General features: G+C 52.3%; 15 protein-coding genes, 1 tRNA gene and 1 pseudogene. 6 read left to right on the top strand and 11 right to left on the bottom strand.

All coding sequences use genetic code 11. The features are described from left to right. Nucleotides 1-40: 40 nt before the first annotated feature. Nucleotides 41-616: a hypothetical protein gene (locus JK223_RS08125; RefSeq protein ID WP_212713691.1), complete on the bottom strand. Its 576-nt coding sequence runs from the start codon at nucleotides 614-616 to the stop codon at nucleotides 41-43. A gap of 185 nt (nucleotides 617-801) precedes the next feature. Here JK223_RS08125 and JK223_RS08120 point away from each other — a divergent pair, with 185 nt between their 5' ends. Next, a complete protein-coding gene (locus JK223_RS08120; RefSeq protein WP_212713690.1) occupies nucleotides 802-1719 on the top strand; it encodes a restriction endonuclease in 918 nt (305 codons plus the stop codon). Between the two features lie 49 nt (nucleotides 1720-1768). Here JK223_RS08120 and JK223_RS08115 read toward each other — a convergent pair whose 3' ends face one another. The 4 genes from JK223_RS08115 to JK223_RS08100 form a co-directional block, all read right to left on the bottom strand. Then, nucleotides 1769-3166, bottom strand: coding sequence for a restriction endonuclease subunit S (locus JK223_RS08115; RefSeq protein ID WP_212713689.1), 1398 nt, complete (start codon nucleotides 3164-3166; stop codon nucleotides 1769-1771). After that, nucleotides 3163-4785, bottom strand: a complete 1623-nt coding sequence (locus JK223_RS08110; RefSeq protein WP_212713688.1) for an N-6 DNA methylase — start codon at nucleotides 4783-4785, stop codon at nucleotides 3163-3165. The genes JK223_RS08115 and JK223_RS08110 overlap by 4 nt, the downstream gene beginning before the upstream one ends. Before the next feature lie 66 nt (nucleotides 4786-4851). Further along, nucleotides 4852-8373, bottom strand: a complete 3522-nt coding sequence (gene hsdR / locus JK223_RS08105) for a type I restriction-modification system endonuclease (protein ID WP_249213532.1) — start codon at nucleotides 8371-8373, stop codon at nucleotides 4852-4854. Between the two features lie 1077 nt (nucleotides 8374-9450). Next, nucleotides 9451-9535 (bottom strand) — tRNA-Leu (locus JK223_RS08100). Between the two features lie 893 nt (nucleotides 9536-10428). On the opposite strand from JK223_RS08100, the gene JK223_RS08095 reads away from it, so the two are divergent. Together JK223_RS08095 and JK223_RS08090 are read left to right on the top strand one after the other, a co-directional pair. Then, entirely contained in the window at nucleotides 10429-10944 is a 516-nt protein-coding gene (locus JK223_RS08095) for a DUF2501 domain-containing protein (RefSeq protein WP_212713687.1), read from the top strand. A 238-nt stretch (nucleotides 10945-11182) separates the two neighbouring features. Next, on the top strand, nucleotides 11183-11857 hold the full coding sequence (locus tag JK223_RS08090) for a MarC family NAAT transporter (protein ID WP_212713686.1): 675 nt from the start codon (nucleotides 11183-11185) through the stop codon (nucleotides 11855-11857). Nucleotides 11858-11896: 39 nt separating this feature from the next. Here the strand turns inward: JK223_RS08090 and JK223_RS08085 are convergent, their stop codons facing one another. The 3 genes from JK223_RS08085 to JK223_RS08075 are packed head-to-tail and all read right to left on the bottom strand — an operon-like array spanning nucleotide 11897 to nucleotide 15699. Continuing rightward, on the bottom strand, nucleotides 11897-13168 hold the full coding sequence (locus JK223_RS08085; protein WP_212713685.1) for a cytochrome c: 1272 nt from the start codon (nucleotides 13166-13168) through the stop codon (nucleotides 11897-11899). Between the two features lie 4 nt (nucleotides 13169-13172). Next, nucleotides 13173-14942, bottom strand: coding sequence for a GMC family oxidoreductase (locus JK223_RS08080; RefSeq protein WP_212713684.1), 1770 nt, complete (start codon nucleotides 14940-14942; stop codon nucleotides 13173-13175). 28 nt (nucleotides 14943-14970) lie between these two features. Beyond that, a complete protein-coding gene (locus JK223_RS08075; protein WP_212713683.1) occupies nucleotides 14971-15699 on the bottom strand; it encodes a gluconate 2-dehydrogenase subunit 3 family protein in 729 nt (242 codons plus the stop codon). A 413-nt stretch (nucleotides 15700-16112) separates the two neighbouring features. On the opposite strand from JK223_RS08075, the gene JK223_RS08070 reads away from it, so the two are divergent. After that, nucleotides 16113-17612, top strand: a complete 1500-nt coding sequence (locus JK223_RS08070; RefSeq protein WP_212713682.1) for a helicase HerA-like C-terminal domain-containing protein — start codon at nucleotides 16113-16115, stop codon at nucleotides 17610-17612. Between the two features lie 117 nt (nucleotides 17613-17729). Here JK223_RS08070 and tnpA read toward each other — a convergent pair. The 3 genes and pseudogenes from tnpA to JK223_RS08055 all read right to left on the bottom strand — a co-directional run. Further along, a pseudogene (gene tnpA / locus JK223_RS08065) lies at nucleotides 17730-18184 on the bottom strand (IS200/IS605 family transposase); the annotation flags it as partial. A gap of 296 nt (nucleotides 18185-18480) precedes the next feature. Further along, entirely contained in the window at nucleotides 18481-19743 is a 1263-nt protein-coding gene (locus tag JK223_RS08060; protein WP_212713681.1) for an MFS transporter, read from the bottom strand. Then, on the bottom strand, nucleotides 19740-21167 hold the full coding sequence (locus tag JK223_RS08055; RefSeq protein ID WP_212713680.1) for a M20 family metallopeptidase: 1428 nt from the start codon (nucleotides 21165-21167) through the stop codon (nucleotides 19740-19742). The genes JK223_RS08060 and JK223_RS08055 overlap by 4 nt, the downstream gene beginning before the upstream one ends. Before the next feature lie 158 nt (nucleotides 21168-21325). On the opposite strand from JK223_RS08055, the gene JK223_RS08050 reads away from it, so the two are divergent. After that, on the top strand, nucleotides 21326-22243 hold the full coding sequence (locus JK223_RS08050; RefSeq protein WP_212713679.1) for a LysR family transcriptional regulator: 918 nt from the start codon (nucleotides 21326-21328) through the stop codon (nucleotides 22241-22243). Between the two features lie 108 nt (nucleotides 22244-22351). Then, nucleotides 22352-23641, top strand: a complete 1290-nt coding sequence (locus JK223_RS08045) for a DUF445 domain-containing protein (protein ID WP_212713678.1) — start codon at nucleotides 22352-22354, stop codon at nucleotides 23639-23641. Nucleotides 23642-23795: the final 154 nt, after the last annotated feature.

The raw sequence follows: 23795 nt of genomic DNA, 5'->3' as shown, positions 1-23795 counted from the left end.
CGAAGGCCGGACTCATGCTTTAAGAATAATTTACTGATAACTATAAATTTTCTGATTGCCGCGCTTCAGCGACATACGGTAAAAGTCCGTGATGGGCGATAATGCTTGGGTCAACCTCACTCACTGTGATGCCCGTATAGGCTGTCCAGCCATGCAGGCGTTTCACATACTGCATCACCTCCGCCGGAACCTTGGGGGAAAAATTAAGCACGATCTCTTCTTCCTCACCATGCCAGAGCGGCAGCGTGGTCACTTCTACATCCGCGCGAATGCGCTGCCAGTCAGTCATCCTTAAACTGCAGATTTGCAGCAAGCTCAGTATATCGCCATTTTCGTCATCAAACGGCAAAACCTCAGGTATCACATTCACTTCAATAGAATGTGGCTGAATCTCAGGGATCTGCTTTTTCACTAACTGCTGGATACTCGCTAATAATTTTCCTGCCGCAAAGCGTGGCTTAAACCAGTGCAGAATTTCCCGTTGGAAGTTATCAAGACTAAAATCGTAATATTCCACTGATATTTCCAAACCAATCATTTCATCATCAAAAATATCATTGGAAGAATAAGCTTCATTTATTTGGGGGTGAAAAATAAAATCAATCTTTTTATCCATTATAATTAACCTCGAAGAAAATAATAAAAAGGAGAGTAAAGATTATTAATGGCACCCATTAAATATAACCTATTATTTATGAGCAAAGAACATAATCAATAAAAAATAATTGGTTATCGAACCTCACGCTTTATAAGTTCGATGCCATAATAAAAAGAGCAAATCTTAATAGAGAAGAGTACACCATGTCGGTTCCTACCTACGATAACTTTATTGAGCCTGTATTACGGGTATTACAGCAATCACCTGCCGGTGTCGCCGCGAAAGAGGTTTATGAGGGAGCAGCCAACTTACTGCATCTCGATGATAGCCAGCGCAATGAACTTATCCCCAGCGGCCAACCAGTTTACAAAAATCGGGCCGGATGGGCTCACGACCGGCTCAAACATGCAGGCCTATCCCAAAGCCTGTCACGTGGTAAATGGTGCTTAACGGAAGCAGGCTTCAACTGGCTTAAGCAGCACCCTTTTCCCCTGAGTAAAGCGCAGGTTGATCATCTGGCGTTTGATTTTATGAACGTCCGACTGACCACTCCTACGGATGCGGTTATGCTGGACGATGATGGTGCACCAGACACGGCTATATCTCCCCAAACCAGCAGCCCGGATGACCGCTTAGCGGAAGCTCTGGCAGAGATCCGTAGCGCTGTCGCCAGCGAATTACTGGAAAATTTACTGCAGGTTTCACCGAATCGCTTTGAAGTGATTGTCTTAGATGTGTTGCATAAGCTTGGTTACGGCGGCCATAGGGACGATCTCCAGCGTGTCGGCGGCACCGGTGACGGCGGTATCGATGGCATTATTTCTCTGGATAAACTTGGGCTAGAAAAGGTCTATGTCCAGGCGAAGCGTTGGCAAGGCACTGTTGGTCGCCCGGAACTGCAGGCTTTCTATGGCGCACTGGCGGGGCAAAAAGCCAAACGCGGTATCTTTATCACCACCTCAGGCTTTACCGCCCATGCGGTGGAATTTTCCCGATCCGTTGAAGGTTTAGTGCTAATTGATGGCAACCGGCTGGTTAACTTGATGATGGATAATGAAGTGGGGGTTACCTCACAACAGATTAAACTGCCCAAAATCGATATGGATTATTTTGAGCAGTAATAACAAGCACTTGATTATATCAATGACAGCCCATCAACGTGGGCTGATTTTAGTGAGAAGTCTTTTTAGCGCGTTTTTTTACCGTACCAGTAGCCAGCTTTTCAGCGGCGATTTTTTCCAGTAATGCTTCCGCACTATTAAGCCCGCTAATCAGTTCGGGATTTTCCTCGCGCCATTGGGCGGTTAACTCACCGCGGAAGGCTTTGGCTAGGATCGATTGAGTTAGATTATTGACTTTATTTAAAGCATCTATTGCTTTCAATTCAATTGATTTAGCATAAGAGAAAAAAATCTCTAATGACTTTATTATTTCATCCTGCTCTGTTAATGATGGTATTAACATAGGATACGATTCAAGATGTTTTTTATTTACTCCTGACTGTCCAGCTGTGCGATCAGAACCTGATTCTACATAATTAAATATATTGAAATTTTGCAAGTACCAGTAGAGATAATCATTTCTTATCACTTCCTCATTTGGCACAGCTTTCATCAAAGCAACATTGTAGGCACCTTCCAATCCTCTGAGTATTTGAAATATAGGTGGGCCATAACGGCCTATCATAACATCATCTTTATATACAAAACGTTTTGCTTTATCACGTGGGATAAAAACTTTATGGTTATCAGATTTATAATCTCTTATTTGTATTAACCTTATATAGCCATCAACGCAAACGTCTCTAAAATCTGACTTTGGTGGCTGACTGCCACCCACTATCTTAATAATATCGGAAAGTTTATACTCAACCCAATGAGAGAGGCCTTCTACATCATGGGGCCAACCATATCCAACATGAATAGATTTCATGGGGCAGTGCTTCGAGTTTAAACGCCCACTCACCGCCGCACTCAACACCGACTGCCTAAATTTTTTCAAAATTTCAGGGATATTTTCCAGCCGGGTTTTAATACTCTCCACGCGAGCTAAAAGGTCATCGAGTTTATCGGCGATGATTTTTTGTTCTGCTAATGGTGAAATGATAAATGGTAATTTCTTAGCAGCGCTTCCTGATATTTCTTTAAACGTCGTTCCCGTGCCCATGCTTTCAGCAAGATGCTTGATGCTACGGAAATAATAATATGCATAATCAGGGTAAATATCTGATGTAAAAACAAAATTCTTGAAGCCCTGATTTGTAGATATTTTATTAGCAGCTACAGCAGTATAACCAATCGGTGCTCTACTACTGAAAAGTATAGAACCAGCAGGCATTAGTTTAGCTGAACTAGAAGAATAACCTTGTTCAGTCAGATCCCTAGCACCATTAGAAATATATTTATCTTTATAGCCACTGAGATCTGCAGGCGTGAGCCAAGCAATACCTTCACCCGAAGTGGTAAAATTTTCGATGACTCCCGACTTTGGTGTTCCCCCGGAAATAATATCTGCAACATTTCCAACATCAACCTTTAGCCAGCTATCCGGTAATTTTTCTATACTCATGCTTTAATCCCACCAAATACTTTATTCAGCAATTGGCGCTGCTCATCAGCCTCTTCCCCAGCCCCTAACTCCCGCATCAATGCATCCAGCTCACCCAAGGCCTGTACCAGTTCACTCATGGCTTCTCCGGCTAATACAGCGGGCTCTGGCAGGCTGGCAGCATCCACGCTGCTGTTATCCCGCAGCCAAGAGATATCCAACGAGTCACCTTTGGTATCGCGGATCCACTCCCGGGTAAAGGCCCGCCAGCGGCTGGTTGTGAGGCGCTCGGCCACATTGTCATTTTCAGCCGTATCAGGGGCCTCAATTTCTTCAGCGTTAAAACTCCACTCCCCTTCCTGACGTGGGCTGTTACCGTTGGGCGAATCACCGAAAACCTTTTCAAAAGGTTTTAAATGGTTTTCATTGAAGGGGGTACGCTTGCCAAAGCTTGGCATATTGGTGCGTAGATCATAGACCCAGATATTTTGCGTACAGTTCTCTTCCTGATATTTATCCGCCTCGGTGCCTTTGGTGAAAAACAGTACGTTGGTTTTCACGCCCTGAGCATAAAAAATCCCGGTGGGTAAGCGCAGGATGGTATGCAGATTACATTTATTCATCAGGTCACGGCGCACATCTGTCCCGACACCGGCCTCAAATAAGACGTTATCCGGCAAGACCACGGCGGCGCGGCCACCCGGTTTTAGATTACGGTAGATATGCTGTAAAAAGGCCAGCTGCTTATTACTGGTAGGATAGGTAAGGTCGTCCCGGGTAATACTGGCCTCGCCCCCTTTCGCAGTGCCAAAGGGCGGGTTAGCCAGAATAATATCGGCTTTCGCCAACGTTTCTCCAGCCTTACCTAAGGCATTGCCCTGATGGACTACCCCTTCATCATCCCCTTCCATGCCGTGCAGCAGGCAGTTCATCAGGGCCAGACGGCGGGTTGAGGGCACCAGTTCAATACCGACAAAGGCTTTGTTTTTCTGAAACTGCTGCGCTTTGGCCGTTAAGTCATAGAGATCATCGGTGTGAGACTTAATATACTGGTCAGCAGCGATTAAGAAACCGGCGGTGCCTGCTGCAGGATCCTGCACCACTTCCCCCGGCTGGGGTTTGATGCAGTTAACCATGCTATTAATCAGTACCCGCGGGGTAAAATACTGCCCGGCTCCTGACTTGGTTTCGCCGGCGTTCTTTTCCAGCAGACCTTCATATAAATCACCCAGGCCGTCTTTCTGGACACTAAACCAGTCGATTTGATCCAGAGAGCGGATCAGCTGCTCCAGATGGCGTGGTTCACGCAGGCGAGTCTGGGCATCGGCATAGATAGCGGTAATCAGCGGGTCGGCATGTACCAGGTTACCTTCGGCATCTTTACCGGTAGAGAGTTTCAGCAGAATTTGTTTGTAATCATTGAGCAGGTTAATACCGGATTTGGCGTTTAAATCGGTCCAGCGGCAGCCTTCTGGTAAAGTGTGTTTATCCAGCGTTTCAGCTTCGGTGTTCTCATGCACCATCTTGATAAACAGCAGCAATACCAACTCAGTGACATAGTCGCTGTAGTTAATGCCGTCATCACGCAGTACATCACACAGGTTCCAGAGTTTCTGGACGATTTCGTTATTATTGCTCATAGGAGTTCCGAAGAAGGCCGGTGACCCGGCCTGTTTGCTGAAAAATTATGGGAAAGGGTAGCACGATCAGGCTGTTTTTGGAGCCCATAAGGTGTCGTTCATCTGCTCAAGAATACTGTCTAATTGATCATCCAGTACCTTATTGAGTCCTTTGGAGCCGCCAATGTTTGCGAATGACTGGTTGACCATGCTTTTATCCAGCACCACCTCATGTACCAGCTGTTTAGCCAGACGATCCAGCCACTTTTTCTGCACGGTGGTCCAGTTATGCTGGGCGTAAATTCGCTCCAGTGCCTGTTTAACGCGCTCTTCAAATGGCACCAGGGATTCACCCAGAGCCGCCTGGCGTATATGGCCGATAATGGTCGCGGCAATATCCTGATTGCTATCCGTACGGGTAGCAGAACGCAGACTAGCCTCACTGTAGCCCGCCTCATCCAGCAATAAGCGGATCTCTTTAAGCTGCTGCCGTGTCAGGTCGCGCGGACGATTTACCACCACCGATAGGGCTGCGGACTGGTTGAGGTTATTTTTGATAAACTCGCTAAAGCTCTGCAGATAGTCCGCCGGTTTTTGATAGCGCCCGTAGTTTTGTTCTCTACTGAGCAACTCATCTTTATGGTCAGAGATCACCGGACGGTATTCACTACCCAGCAGCGCATCCACATCTTCCAGCTGCGTAATCAGATTGCGGTGCTGTTTTAGAAACACGGAGGCTTGCTGCGGGCCGATTTTATGCAGGTGCTGATGCAGATTTTTCGGCTCTACGCCCCATAAGGCTTCCAGCTCGTTTAATTTTTCACGCACCTCCGGCTGCCTGTCGGCTTTGCTTTCGGCTTTACGCAGCACCCGCATCACTTTCTGGCTCAGCTGATTAAGCAAGCTATCCGCTTGAGTTTCCATGGCGCTATCCCCTGGTGTATTGAGGGCGGTGGCTAGCACATCATCATTGGCGAGCTCTGCAACCAGCTGTTCAATACTGACCCCGGCATTTTTGACCAGCGGTTTCATGGTATTAACATCTTGTAGCGTGGCATAGAGATCCACCGGATCGTGGATCCAGAAAACGGTTTTACCGATTTCATCACAGCGCCGTGTTGCCCGGCCAATCATCTGCTCATAAAGAATGCGGGACTTCACGCGCCGTAAAAACACCAGATGCGTGATAGGCGGGACATCAATCCCGGTAGTCAAAAGGTCAACCGTAATGGCAATACTCGGATAACGTTCATTTTTAAAGCATTTAATCAGCTTGCTCACCTGATCGCTTTTACCGGTGATTTTTTGTATTGCGGCCTGGTTAAAATCGGGATTAACATCACCCATAGCTTTATCTAATAAGCGTTTAACCATATCCGCATGGGCATCGGTGGCGCAGAAAATCAGGGTCTTTTCATTCCCGCCAGGATCGATCTCTTTCGCCAACTCTTCACAAATCACCCGATTAAACTCTTCGGTAATCACTCGGCGATTAAAAGCCTCGATATCAAAATCGAGCTCATCTTCCAGTTCATTGATATCCACCTCACCGGTTTTGGTGTCAATCGCGCTGACCTCATCCCCTTTATCAAAATGAATGCCGTGCTTACTAAGCACTGTGGTATAGCGAATCGGTGGCTCATAGTCGATTAACCAGTCTTCCGCCACTGCTTCACGATAAGAGTAGATATAGACCGGATGACCAAAAATCTCGCTGGTATGCTTGGCTGGTGTCGCCGTTAAGCCAATTTTTACCGCATCAAAATAGTCCAGCACCCGACGATAGCTGGAAAGATACTGGGCATTATCGCGGATAGCCAGTTCACCCTCAGTCATCTCCTGATCAAGGGTATATCCCCGGTGCGCTTCATCGATAATAATGCAGTCAAAGGTATCCACCGCGGGCGGATTGCCTGAGCGATAGATACGGCTGACCATAGCCTGCACTGTGGCCACCTGAACGCGAGTCTCCGCCTCGGCCGCCATATCTCCCAGCTCAGCAATATTGTAGATCTGCGATAAGGTCTGGTTCTGCTCTAATGAGGCCTCTTTAAAGGCATCCTGAGCCTGTTCCCCCAGCGCTGAACGGTCAACCAGAAACAGAATCCGCTTAAAGCGCTCGGCTTTTAAAAAGCGGTAGATCAGGCCGATGATAGTCCGGGTTTTACCGGTGCCGGTGGCCATCGCCAGCAGCGCTTCTCGCGCCCCGTCCTCCAGAGCTGATTCCACCGCTTTAACCGCTTTTTCCTGATAATCACGTAAGCCAAGATAGCCAAAAGGTTCATTATGCAGTTTGGCTTCGGCATCCGCCCGACTGCGATGGAGGCGGTCTATCAGCCCCTCTGGTGTAATAAAGTTTTCCAGTGGATAACGGGTATTATCCGGGGAGCGGACATCCCGGAACCAAGTCCCGGACATCTCTGCCAGCTGTTTAACGTAAGGGCGTCCATTACAAGAGAATACAAAGGGGATCTGGAACACCTCTCCGGTACCGTCATCCCAACCTGCCGTTAACCCCTCTTCCTTCCAGGCAGGCGTTAAGGAAGCATCAAACTGGAAGCCTTTGCTATAACGCTCCGCTTGAGGAATTTTCCCGGCGACATTTTCATTTTTCTTTTTCGCTTCAACCGTTGCGATGGGGATAAGCCCGCAGAATAAAACATAATCGGCTCTGCCACGCTCACCATTTAGAGAGGTGGGCCATTCCGCAATGGCTTTATTAACCCCTTTTTCTGGCCGAGCGCCTTTTTTCCAGGTCAGTTCCTGGGTATCTGCCAGCCAGCCCCATTCATTCAACTGCTGGTCAATCAGAATACGCGTCAGTTCTTCGGTCATCACCTGCTTACGGGCTGAACTGGACTTCCGACCAAACTCTTTACGTTGAGCGGTGACCACCTGCTGAGCTTGTTGGGCAAGCTGCTCCTGAAGGGCCTTTAACTTAGCGTCATACTCTTTTTGCAAGCGCAGTAAATCTTGCTGATTAATTTCCAGCAGGGTTTGCTGCTCCCGCGCTTCTTGATCCATCGCCTCGGCCAGTTGGGCATACTCTTCTTTTTGCTGTTTGAGTAACGCTTGAAGCTGTTCGCTGCTTTCTAGCTTTTGATTGGTGGCCAGCAACGTCTGTTTCAGCTTTTCAATAGCAAGTTGGGACTGGGTTAACTGGGTACTGGGGTCATGAAGCGCGGTAAAGGGGCCGGGATTGAAGCTACTGCCTGCACTGCCAAAGGTTTGATGAAACCAGATAGCTAAAGCACGGGCGATGCGCAAGGCATCCATCGCTTCTCGGTGTTTAGTCTGGAACTGGTGGGTGGCTTTATTCCCTTCGATACGTAAGGTATGAAACAGCTGGCGAATGGCCGGGTCGAGTTGTAATTCCCTGTCCAGTCGATAAAGCAGCTCTTGTTGGCTGGGGTTGTCTTCCAGACTGATATTTAACCGCACAGCAATATTCTGGGCAAGGATCTCACCAAATTGCCGCAGTTTCATTAGCGTGGTATTCGGATCACTGGCAAACACCTGCTCAGCCGTTGTGGTTATCTGTACAAATAGCGGGTCATACTCTTCCAGAAAAGCAAAGTTCGCTGATAAAGGGGGGATCGAGGTGGTCAACGTCAGGCTCCTCTCGCAATCACCCGTCACTTATTGCTGCCAGGCAACGGCTGAAAAGTTCGATTTTGGGAAATATCTCCCAAAATCATAGCGCTGTGCTATTTTTAATCAAGAGGTTAACCTTATTTACTTACCAATATTGTTGGAAAGAATACAAGTGGCAGCCATCACCAAATGTTTTCTCCGGCAGAATCACATTCCTTCCATAAATACGGCCAAGGATCAAACATGATCTGTTTTTGCATATTCTCTGATTAAGTCTGATTCCACTTTCCGGGGAGAGATCAGTTGTAATTCACTTATATGAAGCTGTTACACCATCTAAGTATCCCTGCGCAAATGCAGCATGGGGACTTTTGTGGCGAACAGTACCAGCCTGACTTTCATGTAAGGAATCCAGATCGATGTTGAGCTTTTCATCACGACGCATTCCTGCCTGGTAACCCTTCTCATATGCGCACCCACAACATCTGTGACGTCCAGCGCCACCCTGATCGTCCGGAAGCGCCTCAAAAAAATCCCAATAGCGATGTTGATCATGGCAACTCGACATAAACCCTCCTTAACATTCAACGGGAAACACTTTGAATGTAATGCGCCAGTAAGGTGATATTCAAGATATTTGTTAAATAAAATTAATTGATTTTAATCTAACTGAATATGAGCTTTAAATATCCTGTCACGGGCACAGCTAACCACCGGAACTTCACGGTTTATCAAAGTGTCGTGTATGACCACTACTTATAAGGATGCCAGGAAATCTTCAGAAGCCAGAGCATAGCGCCGAAAGAATAAAATTGTAGTTACATTACTACCATTAGCTTATTCAGGTGCCTTGTCAGGTCACGTATCGGGATTATATGCGTGTGTTCAATCCTGTGTTGCTATGAAGATGAGAGATGCTGTTACAACTGCTTCATTCAGGGAAATTTCTATTACAAGGTTAAACCAATACCGGCTTACCAAAGATAGTCATGCAGATTAACCTCTGTTGAGTGGAAATGCGGGTAAAGCCTTGCGGCTACTGGATCCCAGGCACAAAAAAAGCCACCCTTAGGTGACTTAATTTTGCAGACCTGGTGCCGAAGGCCGGACTCGAACCGGCACATCTTTCGATGGTTGATTTTGAATCAACTGCGTCTACCGATTTCGCCACTTCGGCACTGAAGGGTATGCGGAAAACAACGGGATTATACCCTGAGTCGTGGCGGGTGCAAGATGATTCCATTAGGTAACACGTTAATCGCTGGAAAAACAAACACTCTCTTCGTTGTTATCGGCCCGGATTGGGGTCGTTATCTCCCCTTTATTGGCCCTTTATCTGTATAAAATCCCCCTACTCTCTGACATATCCGGGCCATGGGTTCCGGAAGAATAGTTGAGTCTTTGGTCTTTGGTCTTTGGTCTTTGGTCTTTGGTCTTTGGTCTTTGGTCTTTGATTCTGGCCTTTGGGTTCCGGCCTTTGGGTTCCGGCCTTTGGGTTTTGGGTTTTGGGTTTTGGGTTTTGGGTTTTGGGTTTTGGGTTTTGGGTTTTGGGTTTTGGGTTTTGGTATTCAGTCCCGCAATGGGGGTCTGAAGAGCTTTAGATGCGTTAGCGCGCAGGGATGCAGTCTGCCCCGTGTGCTTGCCCGGGATGTAGGTGGTATAGCCAGCGGGTCGTGCCTGCTCATCGATTTGGCGGGATTGCTGGCGGTCTGACTGTCTGTGTTCGTGGCTGGCTATCTGGTTGTTTGCCTGGCCGTGTGACTGACTGTCTGTATCCGTGGCTGGCTATTTGGTTGTTTTTCTGCCCGTGTGACTGACTGTCTGTATCCGTGGCTGACTATCTGGCTGTTTGCATGCCCGTGTGACTGACTGTCTGTATCCGTAGCTGGCTTTTGGGCTTTTGGCTTTTTACCTGCCAGCCTGCCTTACTGGCTTGCCGGTAAAGCACGGGAAGAAATCCTATTTTGCAGCGCGGTGGCCCGGGGGCACACAAAAAAGGAACTTATCTGAAGCAATAACAGACTAAACTGAGTACCGGAAATAAAAGATAAGCAAAATGAGGCTGTATTAATGAAAAAATCGACACGCACCCCTTTACTGGCTATGGGCCTGATTGCCGCGCTGGTGAGTGCATCCGCCTGTGCTTCCAGCTGGCAGGATAAGCTGAGCAGTTCAGCGTCGGATCTGCTGGATTCCTCTTCAGCCACCAGCGGTAAAAGTACCGGTACTGAAGGCGGCTTATCCTTATCCTCTATCACCGGTTTGCTGAATGGCGGTAATAAAGCGGTGAGTTCCAACAGTATGAGCAATGCGACCGGTATCCTGCAGTACTGTGCAGAGAACAATCTGGTGAAAAATAATGTCACTTCGGTCACTGACCAGCTGAAAAGCAAACTGGGCCTGACCGATACCAGCGCACAACAGAAACAGACCGGCTATCTGGACGGCATTCAGGGTCTGCTGAATACCGGTAATAACCAGCAGATCAGCCTGAAAAGCCTGAGCAACACCCCGATGGGTGAAAAGCTGAAAACCAAAGCCTGTAATGTGGTTCTGGATCAGGGTAAAAAATACCTCGGTATGTAATCCCCCCGTCAGTGCAGGCCCGCCTGCACTGAATTTATTCCCCCGCGCTTTCCGTTACTGCCCTTCCCCCGCTTTTCTGTTACGGTTTCCCGTTAATTGCCGGAGCAACTTTCGCCCCTGTCCGCACGGCACATCACTCTATACTGTGCGCCGCTCAGGCAAAAATCTGACTTATTCATTATCCTGGCCGGTAACCGGAAGGCAGCGGTCACCGGTGTTCTGAAAATTCGAGGGTTTTATGCAGGAACTTATCAAGGCGATCGGGCTGGGGCTGGTGGTTCTGTTGCCGCTGGCCAATCCGTTAACCAGTGTGGCGTTGTTCCTCGGCCTGTCCGGCGAGATGAATTTCAGCGAGCGCAACCGTCAGGCCTTCCAGGCCTCGGTCTATGTGTTTCTGATTATGATGGTGGCCTGGTATGCCGGCAATGCGGTGCTGGATACCTTCGGTATCTCTATCCCGGGGCTGCGGATTGCCGGAGGGCTGATTGTGGCATTTATCGGCTTCCGGATGCTGTTTCCGGTACAGAAACTCCACGATACTCTGGAAGTACAGCATAAGCAGGAAGAGATAGAGGCCGCAGAGCATCATGACTCACAGGTGAATATCGCCTTCGTACCGATTGCGATGCCGAGTACCTCCGGGCCAGGGACCATCGCGATGATTATCAGTACCGCCTCCACCGTCAAAAGCGGGGATTTTCCGGTCTGGGTATTGCATGTGGCACCGGTGCTGACCTTCCTGCTGGTGGCCGTCATTCTGTGGTTAAGCCTGCGCAGTTCCGGGGCGATTATGCGTCTGGTCGGTAAAGGCGGTATCGAAGCCATTTCCCGTCTGATGGGCTTTCTGCTGGTCTGTATGGGCGTACAGTTTGTGATTAACGGTGTGCTGGACGTGGCCACGCATCTGCGCTGAATCCGGCCCCCGGTATCGCCGGGGACCGGATCGGCGGGGTCAGTGCTGTGTCAGCGTGGCACGCACTTTCTGTACCTGATCGGCTGTCACTGCCGGGGCGTTATTGCTCCAGCCCTGGCGCACAAAGGTCGCCAGTTTTGCCACCTGGTCGTCCGACAAACGGTGCGCAAACGCCGGCATCTTCAGCATCGAAGGGGCTTTCGGGGTCGAAGGTAACTGTGCCCCCTGCAGAATGATGTGGATCAGTCCGTCAGGGCTTTGCGCATTGACCACAGCGGCCTGGTCCAGTTGCGGGAAGGCGCCGGGCGCGCCCAGCCCGTTTGCAAAGTGGCAGGCATCACAGTTGTTCAGGTAAAGCGTTTGCCCTTCGGTCAGGTTCACCGCAGCGGTCAGGGTGTCGGTGGTGGCCTGGTTTTTCTGCTGATCATAGGCCTGCAACGGCGGGTTCCCCCCGAGGAACTTCAGATAGGCCGCAATCGCCTGCAGGTCCGCATCGGTCATATGGGAAGTACTGTTTTCTACCACCGATGTCATCTCCCCGGCCACACCGGCCTTATCATTCCGTCCGGTTTGCAGATAGTCGACGATCTCCTGCGGGCTCCAGCGGGCGATACCGCGCAGCGAGGGCACATCCCAGCCGTTAAGATCCCCGCCGGCCAGGAAATCACGGTCATCGCTATGCAGCGCTTTCTCGTTCATCGCAAACCCGCGCGGGGTATGGCAACTGCCGCAGTGCCCCAGTGATTCAGCAATATAAGCCCCGCGATTGACCTGTGCAGAGGCCCCGCCTATCGGCTGAAAAGGTTTGTCCGACGTAAAGACCAGATTCCAGAAACGCATCCCCCAGCGCTGGCTGAACGGAAACCTCATGTCGGTCGCCGGAGGCTTGCTGTTGCTGGCGGTGACACCGTGCATAAAATAGGTGTACAGCGCGTGGATATCCGTATTACTGATCGCGGCATAATCCGGATACGGCATGGCCGGATAGAGGTAACTGCCATCGGGGCGGACGCCTTTACGTACGGCATCGGCAAACTGCTGTTCGGTATAATTCCCGATGCCATACTGTTTGTCCGGCGTAATGTTGGTGGAATAGATCGTCCCCAGGTCCGATTTAATCGCCAGCCCGCCGGCATAGGCCGGACGGCCCGCGGTGGTATGACAGGCCATACAGTCTCCCAGTCGGGCCAGATACTCTCCCTGCTTTATCAGCGCGTCCTGGTCATTCTCTGCAGCCTGTGCGGTCGCCAGTCCTGAGGCTAGTAATAATGCATTTGTCACCATAAGGCGTTTCAACGTCAGCTTTATCATTTGATTACACCTGTACCAGCGGGCCTGGATTTTTAAGATACTGTTCTCTGATGGCATTGGCGGCCATCAGGGTGATCGCACCGATTGTGTTGGTCGGGTTCGACTGGAAGTTCTGCGGGAACGCATTGCCTCCCGGCACAAACACGTTATGAACATCCCAGCTCTGCAGATACCGGTTCAGCGCCGAGGTTTTCGGGTTATCCCCCATCACTGCGCCACCCACATTATGGGTGGAAACATATTTCGTCAGGTCAAAATCAGCGCCCATCGGCAGAAAACTCATGCTGTAGCTGTCGGGGTTCATCTCTTTAACGATACCCCCGACCACCCCTTTCAGATGTTGCTGCAGCAGCAGTTCGTTGCGTTTCCAGTTGAAGGTCATCCTCAGCAGGGGCTGACCGTGCCGATCTTTATAGGTCGGGTCGAGGTCCAGATAGACATCCCGGTACGACATACAGGAGGTGGTGATACTGACCTTCATCGAATGGCCGTACCAGTTTTCCAGCCCTTCTTTCCAGCCGCTGCCCCAGGCCGGGGTGCCCGGCGGTAATGCCGTACTGATCGGTGTGCCGGTGGACTGGGCACTCTGGATTTTGGCACCGCCAATAAACCCGAGCCCCGGCCCGTCAAAGTTCCCGGGGGAGATGTCGTTAAACTGCACGCCGGTCGGGCCGGAGCTGATAAACGGATTAAAGTTTTCGTTTTTAAAAAATAAGGTGGCGGCCCCGTTACTCAGAAAAGCGTAGTTGCGGCCCACCACCCCCTCCTCGGTGATCGGGTTATACGGCTGGCCGATCCCGGAAAGCAGCATCAGCCGGACGTTATAAAACTGGAAGCTGCTGAGGATGACGATCCTGGCCGGCTGAAAACATTCGTTGCCCTGCTCATCGATATAGATAACGCCTTTCGCCGTTTTTTTATCGTCATGCAGAACCACCCGCAGCACTTCCGCGTTCACTTCATAAGAGAAGTTTTTCATCTGTTTCAGCGAATCCAGGACCGCGGTCTGCGGCGAGGCTTTGGAATAGTTCAGGCAGGGGTATTTGGAGCAATACCCGCAATAGTTACAGGGGGTGATGGTATTACCGTACGGGTTGGTCCATACGCGGGATGCCGCGGCCGACGGGATAGTAAACGGATGATAGCCCATTTTTTTGGTGGCGGCGGCGAACATATCGCAGTTAAGGGTATTTTCCAGCGCAGGCAGCGGCATCGGGTTGGCCCGGGGGCCTTCAAACGGGTCCCCCCCTTCCATGATCTGTCCGCGCAGGTTCCCGGTGTTACCGGACAACCCGCAGATACGTTCAAATTTTTCATACCAGGGTTCGATCTCTTCCCAGCTGAACGGAAAGTCCATTACCCGCATCTCTTCCTGCAGGATGCCGGGTTTATAGGCCTGATCGGCATAGGTTTTCAGTTTAATATCTGTCGGGGTCGGGCGCAGCAGTACCCCGGTCCAGTGCATGCCCGCACCGCCCACGCCGCCGCCCGGCACAAATGCCCCCCATTTACGGGTCGGTAATGCCGTATCCTGTGCGGTGTAACGCACCGTCACCGCCGAATCTGCCGGGGTGGTCATCACTTTGTTACGGACCGCATACGCATACTCATCGGCGGGCTTTGGGTAGGCAAAAGCGTCATAATCGCGCTCGGGGCCTTTTTCCAGCGCCCGTACCGTCAGCCCTGCCATCGCCAGTTCAATACTCATCAGTGAACCTGCCCAGCCGAATCCGCATACCACGACGTCGACTTCTTTCTTAGTCATCTGAGCCATAAGAAACCTTTATCCAGAAAATTGAGTGTCAGGCGGTTTCGCCTGACAGGCTGACCGGCCCGAGGGGGTACTTCACATTGTGTTGTTTCACCCACTCCAGGTAACTGGCACGCGCGCCGGGAAAACCGATAGCAATCCACGCCTTCATGCCCTTATTGCCGCCGTACATCGGGTCAGCGAGATAGCCATGTTTGGTTTCAGCCAGTAACTGACTAAAAAACAGCGATCCCCTGAGGGTGTTTTCCCCCAGCGCAGCAAAGTCGAGTGTGTTTTTCTGTAATGCGGTTAATACGTTGTCTTTATCCGTGTCGGATAACTGATGGAAAGGTTTTTGCAGATGCTGCAGAGTCCATTGGTCCGTCAGGCGGATCCCTGTCTGATAGATCTGTTGCGGATAGAGAGGAACCTGATACCCCATGGTGGCCGGTGCATGGGCATCAAACGGGCCCTGCATATAAATTTCCTGACCGAAGTTTTTATCGTGCAGTTGCTGATCGATAAACACTGGTACATTCGTTTCCAGCGCGCCCGGGGCTTTTCCCGCACCGCCCGGCGGGATCATGCGATCCGTCGCCGCCAGAATAAACTGCCATTCCTGCGGGGTAAAAAAGGCGGGCTGATAATGGTTAAGGTCCGGCGCAGCCATCTCTGCGGCCTGTGCCGCAGTTAAGCCTTTCAGGACCAGTTCCGTCAGGGGCAGCGCCATCAGCGAGCCGAGCAGAAACTTGCGGCGGGTGGTGTTTTTTTGCAAAAGCATAAGCGATGACTCTCACTGGCTCACGATTTTTATAAGCCTGCGCAGGCAGGCACCCGCCAGAGGTTTAAATAACAGCGCTGCTATCAACGCTATCAAAGTCATCGACACAAAGAGTGCAACAGAGTCATCTTTCAGGGCTTTTCTGCGGCCGCCGGTCACAGAATGACCCGGTGACCGTGACAGCCGCTTTTTTTTAAGCGTAGACCGCCACCGAAGAAGATGCCATTTCCATGGTAAAAACAGGGGTATATTTTTCAGGCGTCTCTGACTATAGTTTGAGAAACACCGGCCCGCAGAGCCTTGTGACGGCTGCCTTTCCGGAACCGCCGGTGTGAAAGATAACACCGATTGGATCATCACCGCCGACAGTGAGATGATAAAAAACTCACGCTAACTCCAGAGATTAACATCGAATGACTGCACCTTTACTCATCGCCCGCACCCGGGAACTGACCCTGAACCTGCTTCCGGCCCTTGCCAACCGCCACGGACTGATCACCGGCGCGACGGGCACCGGAAAAACGGTCACCCTGCAGAAACTGGCGGAATCTTTTTCTGCTATCGGCGTCCCGGTCTTTATGGCCGATGTAAAAGGTGACCTCAGTGGGATAGCAAAAGCCGGTGTCAGCAGTGAAAAACTCCAGGCCCGGCTGGATAACATCGGCGTCACCGACTGGCAGCCGCAGGACAACCCGGTGGTGCTGTGGGATATCTTCGGTGAACAAGGGCATCCGGTCCGCGCGACGGTATCGGATCTCGGGCCGTTATTACTCGCCCGGCTGCTAAACCTGAATGAAATTCAGTCCGGTGTGTTACAGATCATCTTCCGGATTGCCGACGATCGCGGCATGTTATTGCTGGACTTCAAAGACCTGCGTTCGATGGTGCAGTACATCGGTGATAACGCAAAATCTTTCACCACCGAATACGGTAATATCAGCACGGCATCGGTCGGTGCCATCCAGCGTGGCCTGCTGGCCCTGGAACAACAGGGGGCGGAATATTTCTTTGGTGAGCCGATGCTGGATATACATGACTGGATGCGTACCGATGCAGAGGGACGCGGCATCATTAATATCCTCAGCGCCGAAAAGCTCTACCGGATGCCAAAACTGTATGCCACCAGCCTGCTGTGGATGCTGTCTGAACTGTATGAGCAGTTACCGGAAGTCGGGGATGCAGAGAAACCGAAGCTGGTGTTTTTCTTTGATGAGGCCCATCTGCTGTTTGATGATGTGCCGGCGGTGCTGCTGGAAAAAATCCAGCAGGTGATGCGGCTTATCCGCTCCAAAGGGGTCAGCGTCTGGTTTGTGACCCAGAACCCGTCGGATATTCCGGAGACCGTACTGGGGCAGCTGGGTAACCGTGTGCAGCATGCCCTGCGCGCATTTACCCCAAAAGATCAGAAAGCCGTAAAAGCGGCGGCCACAACAATGCGCCCTAACCCGGCCTTTGATACCGAAGAGGCCATCCGAAACCTCGGCACCGGTGAAGCCCTGATCTCCTTCCTGGATGAAAAAGGCAGCCCGTCCGTCACCGAACGGGCGATGGTGATCGCGCCCGGTTCCCGTATGGGGCCGCTGACTGCCGACGAACGAAACGGCCTGATCAACCACTCTCCGTTGTACGGTAAATACGATGAGGTGGTGGACAGAGAATCTGCCTATGAACTGCTGAAAAAAGGAGTACAGGCGGCAGGAGAGCAGAACGCTGCGCCGGCGGCAAAAGGCAGTGCTTCGGGTGAAGAAAATCCGGTCATCGACGGCCTGAAGAAAATTCTGTTCGGCTACACCGGGCCGCGTGGCGGTCAGCACGATGGTGTGGTTCAGACGATGGCAAAAACCGCCACCCGCCAGGTCACCAACCAGATCCTGCGTGGCGTGCTGGGCAGCCTGTTTGGCGGCAGAAAGTAACCCGCACAAAAAATATCCTCCGGCATCGCCGGAGGTTTTTCAAATACGCCTGTCAGGCGCTCTTACCCGCCGCGCCCTGACAGGCACATCGCAATCTGACATTTGCATTATGGATGACCTACGGCCCGTAAACGGGCTTCCCGGATTAGGGATCGACAACGGCTCTCCCATGTTATCCGCTGCGAGCTGGTGCCTGATATAGTCCTGTATCTTTGCTGTGTTCTTGCCTGCCGTGTCTGCGTAGTATCCCCGGCACCGGAACTCCCTGTTTCTGTGCTTAAACTTAAAACCCCCGAACTGCTCATAAAGCATCAGGCTGCTTTTGACCTTCAGATAACCCATAACCCCGGATACGCTCATCTTCGGCGGGATCTCCGGAAGCCTATGAATATGGTCAGAACAACCTTCTGCTTCCTGGCTATTCACATTTTTCCATTCACACAGCTTTCTTAAAATGCTCCGATTGCCCTTCGCCGTGCGCCATAAAAGGCCTGCCTTCGGTGGTTAGGTGCGAAAACGCTGTGATAGTTACAGTTCCATCGGGCAGGCGCTAAGCTTTTTTCGTCCCTCATCGGGACCCCCTCTTGATTCCCTGTTAAACCTTTGCCGTTGCCAGACCGCCAGGTGTTTTAACAAATCAAAAGGGGTTTTTATCTGCGGTCCAACGCTGAAAGCGTTACGGAACCCCCGGCCTGAGCGGGGGTTTTCCGGATACAAAAAAAGGGGCCATCGATGGCCCCCTCTGCTTTTCTGCGGCTCAGCTGTGCTGGTAACGCCGGGTGAACGCCAGGGCAACACTGCTCATGACCGCCAGTACCATCAGATAGTACCCGGGGGCCATCGATGGCCCCCGCTGCTTTTCTGATTCTCAGCTGTGCTGATAACGTCGGGTGAACGCCAGCGCAACACTGCTCATGATCGCCAGTACCATCAGATAGTACCCGGGGGCCAGGCTGGTCCCGGTGGCACTGATCAGCAGGCTACAGATCAGCGGCGCAAAGCCCCCGAACACCGTCACCGCAATGTTATAGCTGATCGCCATCCCACTGGCCCGGGTGCTGACCGGGAACAGGTCGGCCATCATCGAAGGCACGGTCGCAAAATAGACCGACTTCAGCAATGCCAGCCAGCCCACCAGCAGGATCAGCATATTGGCATCCGGATGGTTCACCACCAGGCTGAAGGCCGGATAAATGGTGATCAGCAGCAAGACCAGCGATGTCCACATCAGCGGACGTCGTCCGGCTTTCTCTGCCCACAGTCCGGCCAGCGGAGTCACGACCGTCAGGATCACACCGGCCAGCAGGGTGGCGGTAAAGGCCGTTTTACCGGCCAGATGCAGGTTTTTGGTCGCATAGGTCGGTACGTAGTTCAGCATGTAGTTGATCCCGGTTGAGATCACCATCAGGCCAATCGCCAGCACTAACAGATGACGCTGGCTGCCCATCAGTTGCTTCAGCGGCGAATGGTCGTGCTGCTGACTGACAAAGCTTTCCGGTTCCTGCACGTGGCGACGGATATACCAGCCCACCGGCCCTATCAGCAGACCGAAGATAAACGGGATGCGCCAGCCCCACTGCTGAATTTCTGTTTCACTGAGCCACTGGGTCAGCCCCAGGCCGAAGGCCGAGGCCAGCAGCGTACTGGCCCCCTGGGTCGCGAACTGCCAGCTGGCAATAAAGGCTTTACGGTGCGGAAAATGCTCTACCAGAAACGCGGTCGAACTGCCGAACTCACCGCCGGCGGAAAACCCCTGGATCAGTCGCGCCAGCAGGATCAGTACCGGGGCCGCCAGTCCGATAGTGGCATAGCCCGGCATAAAGACAATCATCGCGCCGCCGAAGGTCATCAACGTGATCGAGAGCATCAGGGCTTTTTTCCGGCCATGACGGTCCGCATACGCACCGAGCACAATCGCCCCCAGCGGGCGGATCAGGAACGAGACACCGAAGCTGCCAAAGGTCAGCAATAACGACACGGACGGGTTTTCGGTCGGGAAAAACGCATGGGCAATATAGCGGGCGAAAAAGCCATAGACCGCGATATCAAACCATTCCAGCGCATTACCGACACAGGTGGAGAACAGCGTTTTGTACAGGTTGGGTGCCTGCCAGGCGGAGACTGAACTCATGATGCCTGCCCCTTCTGCTGGTAGGCCTTATGCGCGGCCACCAGCTGTTCGCCGTTTTCACCGAATTCCCACAGCAGGTGGGTCATCATGATCAGGCCTTCACGGGCGATGGATTTGAGCATATGTTCATCTGCCGCATGCTGACCGCAGGCCGGATACGAGTGCGGCATCCACAGTGTCGGCAGTTGCAGGATATTGGCAAACACATCGTTCGGTAAGGATCCGCCCAGGTTAGGCAGTAACGCCGGTTTTTTACCGCTGCTTTTCTGCATCGACGCCAGCGCCCAGCCCACCAGCGGATCTTCAGGATCCAGCCGGGTCGCCGGGCTGCCCCGTAACAGTTCTGCTTTTACATCCGCAAAACCCGCGGCCGCCAGGTGATTTTCCAGATGCTGCGCGATATTTTCCCAGTCGGTACCCACCACAAAGCGTAGCTGGCAGACCGCCGTGGCCTTCCCGGGGATGGCGTTCATCGGCCGCTGCGGATTACCGCTGGTCATCGCCAGCACTTCCAGCGTGTTCCAGCCGTACAGACGCTCGACCGGAGTCAGACCGGCTTCACCCCACTCAGGGTCGATTTGCGGGCTATCCGCACCCGGCCGGAGTTCAATTTCACTTAAGATTTTACGGACACTGTCCGTGATGGCCGGGGGTTTCAGCGCCGCAACCTGTAGCTGCCCGTGCTGATTCACCAGGCTGCCAATGGCATTACAAAGACGGGTCGCGGGGTTGGTCAGCAAGCCCCCCCAGTTACCGGAATGATAATCACGATCACGGGCATGCAGCGTAAGACGGACATTCACCGCCCCGCGGGAGCCGAGAAACAGCGTCGGTCTTTCCGCATCCAGCCTGGGTCCGTCAGACGCAATAAAGACATCGGCCCGTAACAGTTCGCGATGCTGTTCACACACTTCCGCCAGCCCCGGTGAACTGATCTCTTCCCCCATCTCAAACAGGAACTTACAGTTAAACCCCAGGCTGCCGCCACGCAGCGCATAAATCTGTTCCAGCGCCGCGATATTTACCGAGTGCTGACCTTTATTATCCGCACTGCCGCGGCCATACCAGCGGTCACCCTCTTCGGTCAGCGACCAGGGATCTAAACCGCTGCGCCAGTTTTCATCGTCACCGAACACCACATCGCCATGCCCGTAACACAGCACCACCGGCAGAGCGGGGTCTTCGATGCGCGTGGCCAGCAGCATCGGACGTTCAGGGGCCTGCGGGTTCGCCAGCGGCGTCAGGGTAAAGCCCATCGCTTCCATCGCAGGGGTAATTTCCTGCGTCAGATAAGCGTGGATGGCCTCATCCCGATCGTCGCGCTGACTTTCGGAACGGATTGCCACCCGGCGTGCCAGAACACGTTTGAATTCCCCGCTGTCAAACCAGGCACTGGCGCTGGCTACTGCTTTTTCTGCTGTCATTTGTCTGTCCGCTTTTATTATGAGAATTATTTTATTGTTCAGACAATCTAAGCTACTCTCCACCTTTGCCACAATTATCAAAATATCAAACAAGCCTTGCTTTCACGGCAACGCTGAACTGCACAAAAAGACGGCATGCACCGTTATAAGGCAAGCTGATGTTAAGTACCGAACTGCGTTATTTCCTGGCCGTGGCCGAGAGTGGGTCATTAAGTGCCGCCAGCCGGCAACTGTTTGTGGCTACCTCCGCCATCAGCCGGCAGATACGGCGTCTGGAACGGGACGCGGGGGTGACCTTATTTGACAGGCATGCCCGGGGAATGGTGCTGAATGATGCCGGTAAACTCTTAGAGCACCGCCTGCGTCAGAGCCAGCGTGATATGGAAGTCACCCTGTCAGAGATAAAAGGGCTGACCGCCATCCGTCGCACGGCTATCCGTATCGCCTGTACCGAAGGGGTCGCCTTTGACCTGCTGCCGGCGATATGTTCACGGTTTCGCGAACACTACCCGTCGGTCAGTTTCTATCTGCAAACCGGGAATACCCGCCAGGTGTACGAAAGTCTGCATCGCGGCGAGTGTGACCTGGCCCTGCAGTTTTGTCTGCATCCCGAGCGCGGGGTACAGATCGCCGGTAGCTGGCCCGCGCCGGTGCTGGTGGTGATGTCTGCCCGGCATCCGCTGGCCAGCCAGAACTTTCATCTGCAGGATCTGAGCAGCTATCCGGTGGCACTGACGGATCAGACGACCACCGTGCGTCAGTTATTTGATCTTTCCTGTCAGATGAACGGCGTGTTTATTGAGCCGACACTGACCTGTAACAGTTTTGCGACCCTGTACCACTTTCTGCGCCAGACGCCGCTGGCCGTCACCCTGTGCAGCCGGTTTACCGTGCCTTATGATCATCACGATCATCCGCTGGTGTTACGTCATCTGGAGATAAATCATCTCACCCAGCGCACCCTGCAGATCCATCTGTTACCGGGACGTCAGCAGTCCGCTGCGATCACCCTGTTTCTGGAGTTCCTGACCGCCCAGTTACAGCAACGCAGTGACCATTTCAGTGAAGCGGAATAGATCTGCGGCACGATCCCGGCAGGAAAAATTCTGATCCGCTTGCTATGCTGAAGGCCGGCTGCCGTCAGCGACTGGCTCTCCCTCTTTTTTTATTTTTCAGGCAACTGTATGGATAAAATTTCCGCTCTGACCCGAACCAAACGGCTGGCACTCTGCCTGCTCACCCTGGTGAGCTGCGTATTTGTGGCGACCCTCTTTCTGCCGCAAACGCTGGCCGTACAGGCCATCAAATCGGTAGCAGAAGCGGCCATGGTCGGGGCGCTCGCCGACTGGTTTGCTGTGACCGCCCTGTTCCGCCGCATCCCGTTACCGTTTATCGGTCGCCATACCGCGATTATTCCGCGCAATAAACAACGGATCGCCGACAATCTGGGCCGGTTTGTCGAGGAGAAATTCCTGTCCACCGACAGTATGATCACCCTGATCCGCCGTCACGATCCGGCGCAGAAAATGGCGCAGTGGCTCAGTGCACCGGAAAATGCCGCCAGACTCAGTACCCTTATCCGCCAGCTGATTGCCGGGTTTCTGCGGGCGGGAAATGACCAGAACATCCGTCGCTTTCTGCAACAGGGGATCCACCGGGCCATTGAAACTGTCGATTTCCGTCAGGCCGCTGTTTTATTGCTGGAGAGCCTGACGCGGGAAAATCGGCATCAGGAACTGCTGGATGCCCTGATCAAAAAAATCACAGAAATGCTGGCGAACCCGGAGTCACGGCAGTTTATTGCCGGACAAATCAGTCAGTGGTTCAGCAAAGAGTATCCGACGATGGCCAGGCTGGTGCCGGTAGAGTGGCTGGGCGAGAAAGGGGCCGGTAAGGTTACCGCGATGATCGATACCTTACTGCTGGATGTGGCACAGGATCAGCACCACCAGCTGCGGGACAGCGCTAACCGGATGGTTATGCGGTTTATTGAGTCACTGAAAACCGATCCGCAAATGCAGGACCGGGCCGAACGGCTGAAAGTCTGGCTGAAAGAAGACGAAACCTTTAACCGCTATACCACAGGGCTATGGGATGACCTGCGTGACTGGCTGCAGCAGGATTTGTCCCGGGAGGATTCGGTAACCGGCGCACACCTGACCCGGGCCACGCTATGGTTTGGTCGAACCCTGGGCGATGACCCGCAATTACGGGCCTCCTTTACGCACCATCTGGAGCAGGCCATCGTTCAGGGTGGCCCGGACGTTGCGCGGTTCCTGACACGGCATATCAGCGATACGATCAAAAGCTGGGATGACCGCCAGTTGTCGGCCCAGATAGAGCAGAATATCGGCCGCGATTTACAGTTTATCCGTATTAATGGCACGCTGGTGGGCGGAGTATTAGGATTATTACTTTTTTTATTGTCACAACTCCCGCTGTTTATTCAGATAATACGTCATACCTTTTTCTGATCTGACGGAAAATATTTCCTGCTGATAATCTTCCGGCCGTTAAATGGCCGGAAGATTTCACTGCAGGGATATTTCACGGCCTGCTTCTCATAATAAAAATATTCTCAGCCACCGTGTCTGGACAAGGTCAGGTGAATCCGTTATAAACGCGGAA

The sequence above is a fragment of the Tatumella sp. JGM118 genome, assembly GCF_018257515.1.
GTDB classification, from domain to species: domain Bacteria; phylum Pseudomonadota; class Gammaproteobacteria; order Enterobacterales; family Enterobacteriaceae; genus Tatumella; species Tatumella terrea.
Note: the sequence above shows the minus strand (reverse complement) of the source record. Positions and strands in the feature narration are given on the sequence as shown.

What these genes read in the sequence shown, in the direction of transcription:
- JK223_RS08125 (WP_212713691.1), bottom strand. Translation starts at nt 616, where the DNA reads ATGGATAAAAAGATTGATTTTATTTTTCACCCCCAAATAAATGAAGCT.
- JK223_RS08120 (WP_212713690.1), top strand. Translation starts at nt 802, where the DNA reads ATGTCGGTTCCTACCTACGATAACTTTATTGAGCCTGTATTACGGGTA.
- JK223_RS08115 (WP_212713689.1), bottom strand. Translation starts at nt 3,166, where the DNA reads ATGAGTATAGAAAAATTACCGGATAGCTGGCTAAAGGTTGATGTTGGA.
- JK223_RS08110 (WP_212713688.1), bottom strand. Translation starts at nt 4,785, where the DNA reads ATGAGCAATAATAACGAAATCGTCCAGAAACTCTGGAACCTGTGTGAT.
- JK223_RS08095 (WP_212713687.1), top strand. Translation starts at nt 10,429, where the DNA reads ATGAAAAAATCGACACGCACCCCTTTACTGGCTATGGGCCTGATTGCC.
- JK223_RS08090 (WP_212713686.1), top strand. Translation starts at nt 11,183, where the DNA reads ATGCAGGAACTTATCAAGGCGATCGGGCTGGGGCTGGTGGTTCTGTTG.
- JK223_RS08085 (WP_212713685.1), bottom strand. Translation starts at nt 13,168, where the DNA reads ATGATAAAGCTGACGTTGAAACGCCTTATGGTGACAAATGCATTATTA.
- JK223_RS08080 (WP_212713684.1), bottom strand. Translation starts at nt 14,942, where the DNA reads ATGGCTCAGATGACTAAGAAAGAAGTCGACGTCGTGGTATGCGGATTC.
- JK223_RS08075 (WP_212713683.1), bottom strand. Translation starts at nt 15,699, where the DNA reads ATGCTTTTGCAAAAAAACACCACCCGCCGCAAGTTTCTGCTCGGCTCG.
- JK223_RS08070 (WP_212713682.1), top strand. Translation starts at nt 16,113, where the DNA reads ATGACTGCACCTTTACTCATCGCCCGCACCCGGGAACTGACCCTGAAC.
- JK223_RS08060 (WP_212713681.1), bottom strand. Translation starts at nt 19,743, where the DNA reads ATGAGTTCAGTCTCCGCCTGGCAGGCACCCAACCTGTACAAAACGCTG.
- JK223_RS08055 (WP_212713680.1), bottom strand. Translation starts at nt 21,167, where the DNA reads ATGACAGCAGAAAAAGCAGTAGCCAGCGCCAGTGCCTGGTTTGACAGC.
- JK223_RS08050 (WP_212713679.1), top strand. Translation starts at nt 21,326, where the DNA reads ATGTTAAGTACCGAACTGCGTTATTTCCTGGCCGTGGCCGAGAGTGGG.
- JK223_RS08045 (WP_212713678.1), top strand. Translation starts at nt 22,352, where the DNA reads ATGGATAAAATTTCCGCTCTGACCCGAACCAAACGGCTGGCACTCTGC.